The sequence below is a fragment of the Microvirga terrestris genome (assembly GCF_015694425.1).
In the GTDB taxonomy this organism is placed as follows: Bacteria; Pseudomonadota; Alphaproteobacteria; order Rhizobiales; family Beijerinckiaceae; genus Microvirga; species Microvirga terrestris.
The window spans coordinates 264,760-281,158 of sequence record NZ_JADQDN010000005.1; the positions used below are offsets into that span (position 1 = coordinate 264,760).

Consider the following 16,399-nt stretch of genomic DNA (forward strand, 5'->3'; position numbering starts at 1 on the left):
GACGTTAGAATAGCCTGTCAGACATGGACGGATGCAGAATGGACGATCGCAGGGAATATTGGTGGGTTCGCCATGAGGCCAGGATCCAGCCGGCCGAGGTGGGTTTTGTGGGGGGCATTCCGGTGAGCTTTCGGTTCATTGGAATGACCGGCAGCGTTCCGGCAGCATCGGCTGAACTGATCGAGCGGCTGCCCTCTCCTCCCGTGCCGCTCATCAGCCCCCATGCCGAGCCATCGCAGCAACCGCAGGCCCAACCTCAGCGGCGCGGTTCGTGGCTGTGGTTTATCGGTGTCCTTCTCCTGATCCTCGTCGCGCAATGCTCAGGACAGCTTTTCGACATGCTCAAGTGAAGCAGGCGCCCCCAAACTTGGCTATATGTTCCAGACCTCTTCTGGGAAGGATTAGATCCATTTGAGGTAGAGCAGATACTTCAACAGCATTAGCCCTCGTCGAGATACCGGGCGCATTAACTCGGAATTGCATCTGCAATACAAAATTGCTCCATTTCGAATTTGAGAAATTGCCTATTTAATCTTGAGCAATCCGGCAGTTGCTGCAGAGGAAACAGCCTTATGCTCATGACTACACCAGAGGCGGGACCGTCTCCGCCTTGATGATCGGAATGGATCGCCTGCTCTAACGGCAGCGGTACTTCCTCAGACTGACACCAAAGCGGCTGTGAACGACGCCGCACCGATCGCCGAAACACGACACCTGGCAGTCATTGCAAGTGCTGGACGACGTTCCGGTGACGATGGCGCATGCCAGCAAGCTCCTCGACCCATTCAAGAAGGATACGAAATAATGGCATTCATTACTCTCGAAGGCCCCTCGAGCAATCCGAATGAAGAACAGGCCGCGGCAGAGAACGTTGCTCGGATCAAAGACGCCATTGCGAAAGCGAATGCCGAGTATCTGAAAAACCCGCAAGGGGGCCAAGTGGAGGTCCAACTCGGCGCAGGGACTTGGGTCGTCACGGGAGACAGGACCAATGCGTCGAATGGTGCTATCGAACTCCTGTCCGGGGTTAAGCTATCTGGATCGGGTGACCACAAGACGATTGTCAAACTCGAAAATAACTACGATGCCAAAATAAACGGCATTGTGCGGACCGATACTGTAAGCGTCGACAATGTCACGATCACGAATCTCGTCATCGACGGCAATCGCCAAAACAACCTAGGAGAACAAGCCGGGTTCATCTGCGGCATTAAGGAGGACAGCTCCGGCCGCAAACAGAGCAATATCACTCTCGATAACGTGGAGGTGATGAACTGCACGGGATATGGCATCAACCCGCACGAGATCACCTATAATTTCACAGTTACAAACTCTGTTGCTCACAATAACGGGAAAGACGGCTTCGTGGCGGACGGCGTCGTGGGAGGCGTTTACTCGGGTAATGAGTCCTACAACAACGGCCGCCATGGCTTTAACATCCAGAATGCCTCAAGCAACATCACTCTTGAGAACAACACTGCCTATGACAATGGCTGGGGTGCGACCGGTGGCGCGGGAATCGTCATTCAACGCGGCGACATCCAGCGCGGCAATGAAGCGGAGATTGCCCATGTCACGAATGTGCAGATCATCGGGGGTGAGTACTATGGCAACACTCGAGAAGGAATTCTGGTTAAACTTTCTGATAGTGTGACCATCAGCGGGGCCAATGTTTACGAAAACATGCGCTATGGCGTGCGCATCGAAGGCTCCGTCAACACAGTTCTCAAGGACAGCTTCCTGTCGAATAACTCGCAGGAAGTCATCGGTAAGTATGATGAAGTCCAGATTGACTTGCGACTGGACTTCCCAGACGGCAATCCTGACAACGATCCTTTGACCAATCCGGAGAAGAATTACTACTCGACCGGCACGAAGATCCTGAACAATGTCATCAACCCGGAGGATGCGCGTTATGCGATCCGCGAGGAACCTGAAAATACTAAGCCAGGACCAACAGGAACTGAAATCACCGGCAATGTGACCAGTGGAACGGCAACGGATAACGCAGATACGCTGACCGGTTCTGCTGGTGTCGATACGATGGCTGGCCTCAAAGGTGATGACACATACTATGTCAACAAAACAGACGATGTGGTCACCGAAAACCCTGACGAAGGCATCGATCATGTGTTCGCTTCGGCCAAGTACACCCTCGAAGCGAACGTCGAGAACCTGACCCTGACCGGGATCGCGGCGATCAACGGTTACGGAAACGAGCTCGACAACATCCTCATCGGCAATAGTGCTGGAAATACTCTTGAAGGCCTAGATGGTGCAGACGCTATTCTTGGCGCCGGCGGAAACGACACGCTCAAGGGTGGAACCGGCAACGACTCCCTTGATGGTGGTTCTGGTGCCGATTCCATGGTCGGCGGCACTGGCAACGACCTCTATATTGTCGACAACATCGGCGATTTCATCAACGAGGACGTCGGCGGTGGTTATGACCGCATTTTCAGCAGTATCACTTACACGATCGCGGATGAGGTCGAGGAGCTGACGCTGACTGGAACGACCGACATTGCTGCGTATGGAGATGCTGTCGCCAATATTCTGAACGGCAACGCCGGCAACAACACCCTCGACGGGCGCGGCGGAGCCGACACGATGAAGGGTGGGTTGGGTAATGACACCTATTATGTCGATCGCCGTGAAGATATCGTCTCGGAAGCAGATGGAGAAGGAAATGACACCATCATCAGTTCTGTCTCGATCCTCACTTCCAACCCCTTGACCGCCAATGTGGAGAATCTGTCGCTTACTGGAGCCGCGACCGAAGGCGCAGGAAATCAGCTCAGCAACCTCATCGTCGGCAACAGCGCGAACAATAAGCTGTATGGCTATGGCGGCAATGACACCTTAAGGGGCGGCGACGGTAACGACTTTTTGGATGCCGGCGCAGGCAACAACACTCTCGATGGCGGAGCAGGCAATGACACCCTGGATGGCAGCCTTGGTAGTGCCGACCTAGCTCTCTACAGCGGCAACCGCGCAAGCTACACGATTACCGGGGCTGGCGTGAACAGGACCATCGCCGGCGGCACCACTGGTACCGACACTCTGCTGAACATCGAGATCCTTCAGTTTGCGGACGGCAAGCTTGTTGGCGACACATGGGTACCGAACCCGGTGGCGCCTCCGCCGCCGCCGGTCAACACCGGCAACGATGTCGTCGTGCGCAACGGCACGTCCGGATCCAACACCCTCACCGGCCGCGACAACATCGACGACGTGATGAAGGGTCTGGGCGGCAACGACACCATCAAAGGCGGCGCTGGCAATGACAGCCTCAACGGCGGCACCGGCAACGATAAAGTCTACGGCGACGGCGGTGATGACCGTGTCAATGGTGACGACGGCAATGACCTGGTCTATGGCGGCACCGGTAATGACAGAGCCTATGGCGGCGCCGGCAACGACAAGGTCTATGGCAGCGCTGGCATAGACCGGGTCTACGGCGGCTCCGGACACGACACTGTCGATGGCGGCTCGAGCAATGACCGGGTCTACGGCGACAGCGGCAATGACCGGGTCTATGGCGGCACTGGCGACGACGTGGTCAATGGCGGGTCCGGCAACGATCGACTCTATGGCGGCGCCGGAAGCGATGCTTTCATGTTCAACACGCGGCTCGGAACCGCCTCGACGGACCGCAAGGTGAACTTCGACACGGTTGTCGACTTCAACGTCAAGTACGACAGCTTCCTGCTCGACAACAGTGTCTTCAAGAAGCTCGGCAGCGGCACGCTCTCCAACCCGACGGAATTGGATAAGGAGTTCTTCGTCACCGGCACCAAGGCGCGGGAGCGGGACGACTACCTGATCTATAACAAGAAGACAGGTGTTCTCTCCTACGATGCGGACGGGTCCGGCTCAAAACAGGCAGTGGAATTCGCCCAGGTGTCGAATAAGGTCGCCCTTACCTACAAGGACTTCTTCGTCATCTGACGACGCCTTATTTAAACTAAGCCCCGGCCAAAAGCCGGGGCTTTTCGTATTTCTGCGCTCGAGTTTTCGAAGCCAAATTCTTCAAGGATCCAACTGTACGGATCGCAGTTGAGTGATCGGAAGAGCAGGTGACAATTTACGTTGATCCCTATAATCACGAGAAAGTTTCACGTCATAAAACAACAAATAACGTATTTCACAAGTGAGAGATGCCTAATATGGCTGCCCATGGAGCCTTGGACCTGATCGGCCGGACCCCTCTCGTGGAGGTGACAAGCCTCGACACGGGTCCCTGCAAGCTCTTCCTCAAGCTAGAGAGCGCCAACCCCAGCGGCTCCATCAAGGACCGGCCGGCGCGGGCCATGATCGAAGCGGCCGAAGCCGATGGCCGTCTGAAGCCTGGGGGCACGATCATCGAGGCCACCGCAGGCAATACGGGCGTCGGTCTGGCGCTGGTCGGCGCCAGCAAGGGCTACCGCACCCTCCTCGTGGTGCCGGACAAGATGTCCCGCGAAAAGGTGCTGCACGCCAAGGCCCTCGGGGCCGAGGTCGTCATCACCCGCTCCGACGTGGGCAAGGGCCATCCGGATTATTACCAGGACCTCGCCCAGGCGATCACCGGCCGGACCCCGGGCGCCGTCTACATCAATCAGTTCGAGAACCCTGCCAACCCGGCTGCTCACGAGGCGAGCACCGGACCGGAGATTCTGGACGGAATGGATGGCGACGTGGATGCCGTGGTGGTCGGCGTCGGCTCGGGCGGCACGCTTACCGGCGTTGGGCGCTACCTCAAGAAAGCGTCGCCCAAGACCGCCATGGTGCTCGCCGATCCGGCAGGCTCGATCCTGGCGCCGCTGGTCGAGACCGGGCAGATGACGGAAGCCGGATCCTGGGCGGTCGAGGGCATCGGCGAGGATTTCGTGCCGCCGAACTGCGATCTCTCCCTGGTAAAGAAGGCCTATTCCATCACCGACAAGGACAGCTTCTCGGCAGCGCGCGAACTGCTGCGCAAGGAGGGCATCCTGGCGGGCTCCTCGTCCGGCACGCTCCTGGCTGCGGCGCTCCGCTACTGTCGCGAGCAGACCGAGCCGAAGCGCGTCGTCACCCTCGTCTGCGATACGGGCGCCAAGTACCTGTCGAAGGTGTTCAACGATGCCTTCATCGCCCAGGAAGGCTGGCTCGACCGCAAGGTGACCGGAACGGTCCGCGATGTGGTGATCAACCCGTTTGGTGAAGGCGCGACCATCTTCGTCTCGCCTAGCGAGACCCTTCGCTCCGCCTTCGCCCGCATGCGCTCCTCCGACGTTTCGCAATTGCCCGTGATTGACGACGGGCATGTCGTTGGCCTGATAGACGAAAGCGACATCCTCGACGCGCTGGTGGCCAACGAAGGCGCGCCGCAGAGCGTGTTCAACAAGCCGGTGCGCGACGTGATGGTGACGCGGCTGAAAACCATCGCCGCCGGTGCGCCCGTCCGGGAACTTCTGCCCCTTTTCGCTGCCGGTCTCGTGCCGGTGATCATGGATGGCGATGCCTTCGTGGGCCTCGCCACCCGCATCGACCTCATCAACTTCTTCCGGATCCAGCCCCAATGACCACCCGCAACCAGCTCGATTTCGCCACCCGCTGCATCCATGCGGGCCAATCTCCGGACCCCACCACCGGCGCCGTGATGATGCCGATCTACGCCACCTCCACCTTCGCGCAGGAGAGCCCTGGCGTTCATAAAGGCTTCGAGTACGCTCGCTCACAGAACCCGACCCGCATGGCTTTCGAGCGCTGCATCGCGGATCTCGAAGGCGGCTCTGCAGCCTTCGCGTTCTCCTCAGGGCTCGCCGCGAGCGCGACCGTGCTCGACATGCTGGAGCACGGCTCGCACATCGTCGCGTCCGACGATCTCTATGGCGGCACCCGGCGCCTCTTCGAGCGCGTGCGCCGGAAGTCGGCCGGACTCGAGATTACTTATGTGGACCTCGGCGATGCGGATGCGGTGAAGGCGGCCCTGCGCCCCAACACCAAGCTCGTCTGGGTCGAGACGCCGACAAACCCGCTCCTCAAGCTCGCGGATCTTGAGGCGATTGCAGCGGCGACGCGCGGGCACGGCGCATGGCTTGTGGCCGACAACACCTTCGCCAGCCCATGGGTTCAGCGTCCGCTCGAGTTCGGCTTCGACATCGTGGTGCATTCCACCACGAAATATCTCAATGGCCATTCGGACATGGTCGGCGGCGTGGTGATCGTCGGCCAGAAACAGGAAATCCGCGAGAAGATCGCGTTCCTGCAGAACGCCGTCGGCTCGGTCTCCGGCCCGTTCGACAGCTTCCTGGCCCTGCGCGGCCTGAAGACCCTGTCGCTGCGCATGGAGCGGCATTGCACCTCGGCGCTCAAGATCGCTCATTTCTTGGAAACTCATGCAGGCGTGGACGGCGTGATCTATCCGGGCCTCGCCTCGCATCCGCAGCACGAGCTCGCCAAGCGCCAGATGCGCGGCTTCGGCGGCATCATCACGGCCCGCATCAAGGGCGGGCTCGATGGTGCGACGCGCTTCCTGGAACGCTGCCAGCTTTTCACGCTGGCGGAGAGCCTTGGCGGTGTCGAAAGCCTCATCGAGCACCCGGCCATCATGACCCACGCCTCCGTGCCACCGGAAGTGCGCGCCGAACTCGGCATCGACGACGGTCTGGTGCGCCTGTCGGTCGGCATCGAGGATGCAGACGACCTGATCGAGGATCTGCGCTCCGCGCTCTCATAAAACCCAAGCCTGTTCTCTGCTCGTCATCATCGGCCTTCCGCCGGTGACGATGATTGCCTGAGGAACAGTGCTCTATGGCCTCCCCGGCTTACATCCGTGAAAGTCAGGGCGGGTTTCTCTTGTCAAACAGCCAGCACCTTGGGGCCCGCAGCGTGAGCTGCGAGCCTGTGCGGTATGATGGAAGGTGAATGGAAGAGCCGGAGTGCCTCTTCGCGCACGGCTTGTTTAGGCGTTCAGGCGAGACCAGCCCGGTGACCGCTCAAGGCGTTGCCCATCTGCTCGACAGGGGCCTTGAACCGATTCCGACCACCGGCCCACAGCCTGGGCCTCCTGTCGATGCGGCTTGCGAGGCCGCACCACAGGACCGTGTCTGCCCCCACACTGCGACGCCTCGCGAGCGCGCCCCTCGACAGGAGCAGATCTGCACAACGATATAGCCGAGGCTAGGAGAATTGTCAAGAACAAAATAGGAACATCAGGCCTGACATCGTCACGCAACCGGCGAGAACCGCCCGACGAGTTGATGCCGGTCGCCAGGATAGGTGATGCGCGCCTCGGTCACGAAGGCGCCCGCCTGCCAAGTGCGCCGTTCCAGCATGAGGCAGGCTGCGCCTTTCTGAATCTGCAGCTTTTTCGCCATGGCACCGTCCGCATTGACGGCGCGGACGATATGCTCGGCATCCGTCCACGGCACGCGCCGCAGCAGCCAAGTGCCCGGCGGGCTGTCCTTGAACGGCTCCTTGTCAGCCTCGGGCACGGTGGCAAGGTCGATCAGGCGCTGCTCGAGCGCCTGGGGTACGTCGTCCATGATGTGCAGGGTCGAGAGGCAGAGCATCTCCGTGCCCGCCGGCAAGCCGGTGCGCTGCGCGGCGGCGGCGTCGATGGACTCGATGGAGCGGCTCAGGATCTTGAAGCGATACTCGACCCCGGCGCGCGCTGCCTCAAGGGCAAAATCCTGGATCTGCAGCACCGCCTGCTGGCTGCTCGGCTCCGCCACGACGGTGCCCGCGCGGCGCCGTCGCGTAATGAGGCCGTTGGCGGCGAGCGTCGAGAGCACCTTGTTCACGGTCATGCGGGAGCAGCCGTATTCGGCCATCAGCTCGTGCTCGAAGGGAATGCGGTGCCCCGGAGGCCACTCGCCGGACATGATCTTGGCCTCGATGTCGTCGCGGATTCGCTGGTGCAGATGTTTCATGCTGCCTTCAGTCTTTTCTCAGGCGAGGATGCGGGTCATGGCCTTCGTGTAGCGACCACGGATCGTGTCGCGGTTCAGATGTCGGCCGCTCCTTACCACAGGCTCGCCCGCCACGAACACCGTATCGATGGCGGCCCTACCAGTGACAAACACATAGGAGTCGAGCCAGCGGTCGCCCGACACGGCGGTGAGATCGGGATGATCGGCATCGAGCACGACCAAGTCGGCGCGATGCCCCTCGGCAATCGCACCGATCCGCCGGCCGAGCGCCTGGGCTCCGCCTGCCAGCGCTTTCTCGTAGAGGCTGCGCCCCGTCGACTGCGCCTCACGCCCGGCCAGCACATTGCGGGCGCGGTGCTTGAGGCGCTGGCTGTACTCGAACTGCTTGAGTTCTCCCGACGCGGAGATCTCGATGTTGGAATCCGACCCGACACCGAAATTCCCACCGGCCGCGAGATAATCGATGCCCTTGAAGATGCCGTCTCCGAGATTGGCCTCGGTGATCGGGCACAGGCCCGCCACGGCGCGGCTCGCAGCAATGCACCTGACCTCCTCCGGATCGAGATGGGTTGCGTGGATCAGGCACCAGCGCTCACCCACCGGGGCATGATCGAGCAGCCACGCCACCGGGCGCTGCCCCGACCAGGCAAGGCAATCCTCCACCTCCTTCACCTGCTCGGCGATGTGGATATGGACCGGCCCCTCGCCTGCCATCGCAACGACATCTCTAAGGCTCTCCGGCGTGACGGCGCGCAGGCTGTGCGGTGCGATGCCGACGACCGCATCGTCGAGGCCAGCGACTGCGTTGCGCGCACCTTCGAGAAGCCGGGCATAGCTCTCCACATCGTTGATGAAGCGCCGCTGCCCTTCGGTCGGCGCAACGCCGCCGAAGCCGCCTTGCGCGTAGAAGACAGGCAGCAGCGTCAGGCCCATGCCCGTCTCCCCCGCGGCAGCTGAAATGCGCCCGGACAACTCCGCGATGTCGGCATAAGGGCGGCCGTCCGCATCGTGATGCAGATAGTGGAACTCGGCGAGCGCAGTGAAGCCGCCCTCCAGCATCTCCATCATGGCGAAGGCCGCGATGGCCTCCACATCGTCCGGCGTAAGCTTACCGAGGAAGCGGTACATCACCTGCCGCCACGTCCAGAAGCTGTCGCCCTCCGGACCACGGGTTTCCGCAAGCCCCGCCATGCCGCGCTGAAAGGTGTGGCTGTGCAGGTTCGGCAATCCGGGAAGCGTGATCCCGGCGACACGTTCGCGATCCTTGGCCGAAGCATCCGGATGCACGGCGGCAATCGTCCCGCCCTCGACGTCGAGGCCGACATTCCGGGCCCAGCCATGGGCAAGGAGGGCATGATCGAGAATGAGCCTGCGCATGGCTGTCACCTTTTCTGCAAAGCGGCAGCCGCCAAAAAGCCATGCCGCCGCCCGACCATCAGAGCCGATCGAATACGTCTAGACAATATCGATTGTTTGCTTTTATGTATAGACATAATTGCAAACGAACCGGAGCAGGAACATGCGCTTCGATCGGGTCTGGCATAACGCCCGCCTTGCTACGCTCAAGGGCGACGGTCTCGGGATTATCGAGAACGGCGCCGTTGCTTCCACGGACGGCCGCATCTCTTTCGCCGGGCCGGCGGAAGACCTCCCCGCTGGCTGGAACGCCACTGAGCGGATCGACTGCGAGGGCCGCTGGATTACGCCCGGCCTCGTCGACTGCCATACCCATCTCGTCTATGGCGGCGACCGCGCACACGAGTTCGAGCTGCGCCTGAAGGGTGCGAGCTATGAGGAGATTGCCCGGGCCGGCGGCGGCATCGTGTCCACGGTGAAAGCCACGCGCGCGGCAAGCGAGGACGAGCTTGTGGCGAGCGCCCTGCCCCGGCTCGATCACCTCATTGCCGAGGGCTGCACCACCATTGAGATCAAGTCAGGCTACGGGCTCGACCTTGAGACGGAAGCCCGCTCTTTGCGCGCCGCGCGGCGCCTAGGCAACGAACGCCCCGTCTCCGTCACCACCACGTTCCTCGGCGCCCATGCCCTGCCGCCGGAGGCGAACGGCGACAAGGATGCCTTCATCGAGAAGATCTGCCGCGAGATGCTGCCGGCTCTGGCCCGCGATGGACTGGCCGACGCAGTGGACGCATTCTGCGAAGGCATCGCGTTTTCTCCCGAGCAGACCGCGCGGGTGTTCGATGCCGCCAAAGCACTAAGCCTCAAGATCAAGCTTCATGCCGACCAGCTCTCCAACCTGCACGGCGCAAAGCTCGCAGCCGATTATGGAGCTCTCTCGGCCGATCATCTCGAATATACGGACGAGGAAGGCGCCGCCGCGATGGCGAAGGCCGGCACGGTGGCGGTGCTGCTGCCGGGGGCCTTCTACATGCTGCGCGAGACGAAGCTGCCGCCGATTGCCGCCTTCCGCGAGGCCGGCACCCGCATGGCGCTCGCGACCGATTGCAACCCCGGCACCTCGCCGCTCACCTCGCTGCTGCTCACCATGAACATGGGCGCGACGCTTTTCCGCATGACCGTCGAAGAATGCATTGCGGGCGTGACGCGCGAGGCCGCGCGTGCGCTGGGTAGGCTCGATGAGATCGGTACGCTCGAGCCCGGCAAAATCTGCGATCTCGCCATCTGGACCATCGAACGGCCGGCGGAGCTCGTCTACCGCATCGGCTTCAACCCGCTTCACGCCCGTGTCTGGAGGGGACAGTGACAAAACCCATCATGCTTCACCCCGGCTCCGTCACTCTGGCCGACTGGCGCCGCGTCTATCGCGGTGCCGACATTGCGCTCGACCAGGATTGCCGCAGGGCCGTCGAGGCGAGCGCAAAAACCATCGAGACAATCGTCGCGAAGGGTGAGCCGGTCTATGGCATCAACACGGGCTTCGGAAAGCTCGCGAGCGTGCGCATCGGCACCGCCGATCTTGCGACGCTCCAGCGCAACATCGTGCTGTCTCATGCGGCCGGCGTCGGCGAGCCGCTTCCTGTTTCTGTTGTGCGTCTGGTAATGGCCCTGAAACTCGCGAGCCTCGCTCAAGGCGCGTCGGGCCTGCGCTGGTCCACCATCGAGCATCTGACCGCCTGTCTGCAGGCAAACCTGATCCCGGTCATTCCCGGCCAGGGTTCGGTCGGCGCCTCGGGCGATCTCGCCCCGCTGGCTCATATGACAGCCGCCCTCATGGGCGTCGGCGAGTTCTTCGTCGATGGCGTGCGGGTGAAGGCGGAGGCCGCTCTCGCGCGTGCCGGTCTCACGCCGTTGACGCTCGGCCCCAAGGAAGGCTTGGCGCTTCTCAACGGCACGCAGGTCTCGACCGCGCTGGCACTCGCAGGATTGTTTGAGGCCGAGCGGGTCTTCCGCGCGGCTCTCGTCACCGGAGCGCTCGCGACCGATGCCGCCAAGGGATCGGACGGGCCGTTCGACGAACGCATCCAGAAGCTGCGGCGGCATCGCGGACAGATCGAGGTGGCGGCCTCTTTGCGTGCCCTGATGCGGGGCAGCGCCATCCGCGCCTCGCACCTCACCAACGACGACCGGGTGCAGGACCCGTACTGCCTGCGCTGCCAGCCGCAGGTGATGGGCGCCGTGCTCGATCTGCTGCGTCAGGGGGGCGAGACGCTCGGCACCGAGGCGAACGGCGTCTCCGACAATCCGCTCGTATTCTCGGAGACTGGCGAGGTCATCTCCGGCGGCAACTTCCATGCCGAGCCGGTGGCTTTCGCCGCCGACATGATCGCCATGGCGCTCTGCGAGATCGGCTCGCTCGCCGAGCGGCGCATCGCGATGCTGGTCGACCCTGCCCTCTCAGGTCTGCCGGCGTTTCTTACGCCGAAGCCCGGTCTCAATTCCGGCTTCATGATTCCGCAGGTGACGGCCGCCGCCCTCGTGTCCGAAAACAAGCAGCGCGCCTATCCGGCGAGCGTCGACTCGATTCCGACCTCCGCCAACCAGGAAGACCATGTCTCCATGGCAACCCATGGCGCGCGCAGGCTGCTGCCGATGGCGGCGAACACCGCGAACGTCATCGGCATCGAATACCTAGCCGCCGTCCAGGGCTGCGACTTCCACGCGCCGATGCAATCGAGCGAGCGCCTGGAGCGCGCCCGTGCCCTGCTGCGTGCACAAATTCCGCATCTTGAAGACGACCGGCACATGGCGCCTGAAATGGAAGTGGCCACGGCTCTCGTCGCATCCGGCGGGCTTGCCGATGCGGTCGGCGGAGATGTGCTGCCGCTCGTCACGGATGAGGCGTAATGATGAACACGGAGCTTCCGGACTGGCTCACCGTCATCCGTGGCGACGCGCCCCTCGTCGTGAGCCTGCCGCATACCGGCACAGATATCCCGGCCGAGTACGAGCGCGGCCTTGTCTCGCCCTGGCTCGCGCGCAAGGATGCGGATTGGTGGATAGAGCAGCTCTATGATTTCGCCGCCGGACTCGGCGCCACGGTGGTCCGCACGACCATCTCCCGCACGGTGATCGACGTGAACCGGGATCCCTCCGGCGTGTCGCTCTATCCGGGACAGGCGACGACGGAGCTGTGCCCCACCACTACCTTCGACGGCGAGCCGCTCTACGAACCTGGCGCGGAGCCCACGACGACGGAGGAAGTCGCCGAGCGTCGCGTCCGCTTCTTCGATCCCTATCATGCAACGCTCCGCACCGAGATCGAGCGCCTGCGCGCCCGGCACCCCAGCGTGGTGGTCTATGACTGCCACTCGATCCGCTCGGTCATACCCCGCCTCTTCGACGGCACCCTGCCCCACTTCAACATCGGCACCAACGGCGGCGCCACGTGCGCGCCGGCCTTGAGTGATGCCATCGAGGAGATCTGCGTGGGCAGCAGTTTCAGCCATATGGTCAACGGCCGTTTCAAGGGCGGCTACATCACGCGTAGCCTTGGGAACCCGGAGGCCGGCGTCCATGCCGTCCAGATGGAGCTCGCCTGTCGCGGCTACATGCGCGAGCCGCTCGGACCTGTTGCGGAAGGCGAATGGCCGACCGCTTACGACGAGGCCTATGCCGCGCCCATGCGTTCCGCGCTCACCCTCATTCTCCAGACCTGTTTTGCCTTCGCTCAATCCAAAGCCTGACCCGAGGATCATCCCATGACCCGTATCGACAACGCCCGCGTGATCCGCGCTCCCCACGGCACCGACCTGTCCGCCAAGAGCTGGCTGACGGAAGCGCCCCTGCGCATGCTGATGAACAACCTCGATCCGATGGTCGCCGAGAAGCCCGGTGAGCTCGTGGTCTATGGCGGCATCGGCCGCGCTGCCCGCGACTGGGACAGTTTTGATCGCATCGTGGCGGCCCTCAAGAATCTCAATGATGACGAGACGCTGCTCGTGCAGTCGGGCAAGCCCGTGGGCGTATTTCGCACCCATGCGGACGCGCCGCGCGTGCTGATCGCCAATTCCAACCTCGTGCCGCACTGGGCCACCTGGGATAAGTTCCATGAGCTCGACCGCAAGGGACTCATGATGTACGGCCAGATGACGGCCGGCTCCTGGATCTATATCGGCACGCAAGGCATCGTGCAGGGCACCTACGAGACCTTCGTGGAAGTGGGCCGCCAGCACTATAACGGCGACCTCTCCGGCCGCTGGATCCTCACCGGGGGCCTCGGCGGCATGGGCGGCGCGCAGCCGCTTGCCGCAACGATGGCCGGCGCCTCCTGCCTTGCGGTGGAGTGCCAGCCGAGCCGCATCGAGATGCGCCTGCGCACCGGATATGTCGACCAGCGCGCTGACACCTTGGATGAGGCTCTTGCGATCATCGAGCAATCCTGCCGCGACAAGAAGCCGGTCTCCGTCGGCCTCCTCGGCAACGCCGCCGAGATCTTCCCGGAAATCTACCGCCGCGGAATCCGTCCCGATGCGGTCACCGACCAGACCTCGGCGCACGATCCCATCAACGGCTACCTGCCGAAGGGCTGGACGCTTGCCCAGTGGGAGGCCAAGCGCGAGACCGACCCGAAGGCCGTGGAGCATGCCGCCAAGCAATCCATGGCCGAGCACGTGCGTGCCATGCTCGACTTCCACAAGGCCGGCGTGCCCACTCTCGATTACGGCAACAACATCCGCCAGATGGCGAAAGAGGAAGGCGTCGACAACGCCTTCGACTTCCCAGGCTTCGTGCCGGCCTATATTCGCCCCCTCTTCTGTCGGGGTATCGGGCCGTTCCGCTGGTGCGCTCTCTCGGGCGATCCGGAGGACATCTACAAGACCGACGCCAAGGTGAAGGAGCTGCTGCCCGACAACAAGCACCTGCACAACTGGCTCGACATGGCGAAGGAACGCATCAAGTTTCAGGGCCTGCCCGCCCGCATCTGCTGGGTGGGCTTGGGCGATCGTCATCGCCTGGGACTGGCCTTCAACGAGATGGTGGCCAAGGGCGAGCTGAAGGCCCCCATCGTGATCGGCCGCGATCATCTCGATTCCGGCTCGGTCGCAAGCCCGAACCGAGAGACGGAGGCCATGAAGGACGGCTCGGATGCGGTCTCCGACTGGCCGCTGCTGAACGCGCTGCTCAACTGCGCATCGGGCGCCACCTGGGTATCGCTGCATCATGGCGGCGGCGTCGGCATGGGGTTCTCGCAGCATTCCGGCATGGTGATCGTCTGCGACGGCACGCCGGAAGCAGCCAAGCGCGTCGAGCGCGTGCTCTGGAACGATCCGGCGACCGGCGTCATGCGCCATGCGGATGCGGGCTACGACATCGCAATCGACTGCGCCCGCGAGCACGGCCTCAACCTGCCGAGCCTCGGCTGATGATCGCCCGCGTCATCCGCAACGAGGATCTCGTCCGTGTTCCCTGGAAGAACGGCGGCGGCACGACCGCGGAGGTCGCGGCCTTTCCGGAGGGCTCCGGCTTCGACACATTCGGATGGCGCATCAGCATGGCGGATGTCGCCTCCGACGGGCCTTTCTCGATGTTTCCAGGCATCGACCGCACACTGATCGTGGTTGAGGGCAGTGGAATCGAACTCGACGTGGAGGGCATCGCCTATCCGCTCGACAAGGCTTCTCCCAAGCTGTCCTTTTCCGGCGACGACATCACCACCGGACGGCTCCTCTCGGGGCCGATCCGCGATCTGAACGTCATGACCCGGCGCGGCCAGTTCCGGCATCGGACCCGGTTCGTGGAATCCGGCGTGGGGCTGCTGTCTGAGGAGACCTGCGCGGCCTTTCTCGTGCCCCTCGATGGCCCCTTCGACGTGACGCTCGGCTCGACGATCCATTCGCTGCAAGTGCTCGACACGCTGAGGCTGGGGGCGATGCAGGACCTCATCCTGCTCTCCGGCACGGGACGGGCGATCCTCGTCGAGATCGCGCCCGAGGCTTCAGCATAGAAGGTCAATTTTCGGCGGCGGATGCCCAAAACAGGAGCAGGATGAAATGTCTATACATTTGACATTGACGCTCCGGCATGGTGCCATTCGCCCGCTCACAGAAGAACGCCGCCCGCGAGACAAAACTTCCAGGGAACGTCCGGCGGAACGAGGCAGGGAACTAAAATAACGGAGGCTGTAATGAAGGCGGTATTGGGTGGTTTGGCCGTGTTGGCGCTGGCGGCAGGATCCGTCTCGGCGCAGGAGACGAAGGTGGCTGTCGGCATCTCGGGCTGGACCGGCTTCGCGCCCCTGACGCTCGCGAAGGAGGCCGGCATCTTCAAGAAGAACGGCCTCGACGTCACGATCAAGAAGGTCCCGCAGGCGAGCCGCCACCTCGCCATCCAGTCCGGTGACATCCAATGTGCCGCCACCACGGTGGAGACCTGGATCGTGTGGAACGCCAACGGCGTTCCCACCAAGCAGATCTTCCAGCTCGACAAGAGCTTCGGCGCCGACGGCATGGTGGTGAAGAACGATATCGCCTCGATCAAGGACATCAAGGGCAAGCAGGTGGCCGCCTCCGCGCCCGGCACATCCCCCTACTTCGCCCTCGCCTGGATGCTGAAGAAGAACGGCCTCTCGGTGAAGGACGTGACTGTGGTCAACATGGAGCCGGGCCCGGCAGCGCAGGCCTTCATCGCCGGCCAGAACGATGCCGCCATGACCTACGAGCCCTATCTCTCCTCCGTGCGCGCAGCGCCGCAGGCCGGCAAGATCATCGCCACCACCCTCGATTATCCGATGGTGATGGACACCTTCGGCTGCACGCCGAAGTTTCTCGCTGACAATCCGAAGGCCGCGAAGGCCCTGGCCGACAGCTACTTCGAGGCGCTCGACATGATCGCCAAGGATCAGGCCAAGGCCTACGAGATCATGGGCGCGGACGTGAAGCAGACCGGCGAAGCCTTCGGCAAGTCGGCCCAGTTCCTGCGCTGGCAGGATCGCGAGGCCAACAAGAAGTTCTTCGCGGGCGAGTTCAAGACCTTCTCGGCCGAGGCCGCCGACCTGCTGCTCGAAACCGGCATCATCAAGCAGAAGCCGGACATGGAAGCGCTCGCCGATACGAGCTTCATCCAATAACGCACTCCTCCGGCGG

12 protein-coding genes are annotated in these 16,399 nt (G+C 62.7%); 10 read left to right on the forward strand and 2 right to left on the reverse strand.

Annotated elements, in window-relative coordinates; translation table 11 throughout:
* Positions 1–38: 38 nt before the first annotated feature.
* From I2H36_RS12460 to I2H36_RS12475, 4 genes are all read left to right on the forward strand, one after another.
* Complete coding sequence (locus I2H36_RS12460) at positions 39–350, forward strand: hypothetical protein (RefSeq protein ID WP_196264222.1); 312 nt, start codon at positions 39–41, stop codon at positions 348–350.
* A gap of 454 nt (positions 351–804) precedes the next feature.
* Entirely contained in the window at positions 805–3,951 is a 3,147-nt protein-coding gene (locus I2H36_RS12465; RefSeq protein ID WP_196264223.1) for a right-handed parallel beta-helix repeat-containing protein, read from the forward strand.
* A gap of 218 nt (positions 3,952–4,169) precedes the next feature.
* Positions 4,170–5,546 (forward strand): pyridoxal-phosphate dependent enzyme, encoded by a 1,377-nt coding sequence (locus I2H36_RS12470; protein ID WP_196264224.1) that lies wholly within the window; start codon positions 4,170–4,172, stop codon positions 5,544–5,546.
* On the forward strand, positions 5,543–6,703 hold the full coding sequence (locus I2H36_RS12475) for a cystathionine gamma-synthase (protein ID WP_196264225.1): 1,161 nt from the start codon (positions 5,543–5,545) through the stop codon (positions 6,701–6,703). Before I2H36_RS12470 ends, I2H36_RS12475 begins: the two co-directional genes overlap by 4 nt.
* Positions 6,704–7,193: 490 nt before the next feature.
* On the opposite strand, the gene hutC is transcribed toward I2H36_RS12475, so the two are convergent.
* Positions 7,194–7,898 (reverse strand): histidine utilization transcriptional repressor HutC, encoded by a 705-nt coding sequence (gene hutC / locus I2H36_RS12480; protein ID WP_196264226.1) that lies wholly within the window; start codon positions 7,896–7,898, stop codon positions 7,194–7,196.
* Positions 7,899–7,916: 18 nt separating this feature from the next.
* Positions 7,917–9,275, reverse strand: a complete 1,359-nt coding sequence (locus tag I2H36_RS12485; RefSeq protein WP_196264227.1) for a formimidoylglutamate deiminase — start codon at positions 9,273–9,275, stop codon at positions 7,917–7,919.
* Positions 9,276–9,417: 142 nt separating this feature from the next.
* Here I2H36_RS12485 and hutI point away from each other — a divergent pair, with 142 nt between their 5' ends.
* The 6 genes from hutI to I2H36_RS12515 all read left to right on the forward strand — a co-directional run bounded on the left by hutI (position 9,418) and on the right by I2H36_RS12515 (position 16,383).
* A complete protein-coding gene (gene hutI, locus I2H36_RS12490; protein WP_196264228.1) occupies positions 9,418–10,620 on the forward strand; it encodes an imidazolonepropionase in 1,203 nt (400 codons plus the stop codon).
* Between the two features lie 11 nt (positions 10,621–10,631).
* Positions 10,632–12,161: a histidine ammonia-lyase gene (gene hutH, locus I2H36_RS12495; RefSeq protein WP_196264302.1), complete on the forward strand. Its 1,530-nt coding sequence runs from the start codon at positions 10,632–10,634 to the stop codon at positions 12,159–12,161.
* Entirely contained in the window at positions 12,161–13,000 is an 840-nt protein-coding gene (hutG, locus tag I2H36_RS12500; protein WP_425523304.1) for an N-formylglutamate deformylase, read from the forward strand. Before hutH ends, hutG begins: the two co-directional genes overlap by 1 nt.
* Positions 13,001–13,015: 15 nt before the next feature.
* Positions 13,016–14,680: a urocanate hydratase gene (gene hutU, locus I2H36_RS12505; RefSeq protein WP_196264229.1), complete on the forward strand. Its 1,665-nt coding sequence runs from the start codon at positions 13,016–13,018 to the stop codon at positions 14,678–14,680.
* On the forward strand, positions 14,680–15,261 hold the full coding sequence (locus tag I2H36_RS12510; RefSeq protein WP_196264230.1) for a HutD/Ves family protein: 582 nt from the start codon (positions 14,680–14,682) through the stop codon (positions 15,259–15,261). Before hutU ends, I2H36_RS12510 begins: the two co-directional genes overlap by 1 nt.
* A 180-nt stretch (positions 15,262–15,441) precedes the next feature.
* Positions 15,442–16,383, forward strand: coding sequence for an ABC transporter substrate-binding protein (locus I2H36_RS12515; RefSeq protein WP_196264231.1), 942 nt, complete (start codon positions 15,442–15,444; stop codon positions 16,381–16,383).
* Positions 16,384–16,399 lie beyond the last annotated feature (16 nt).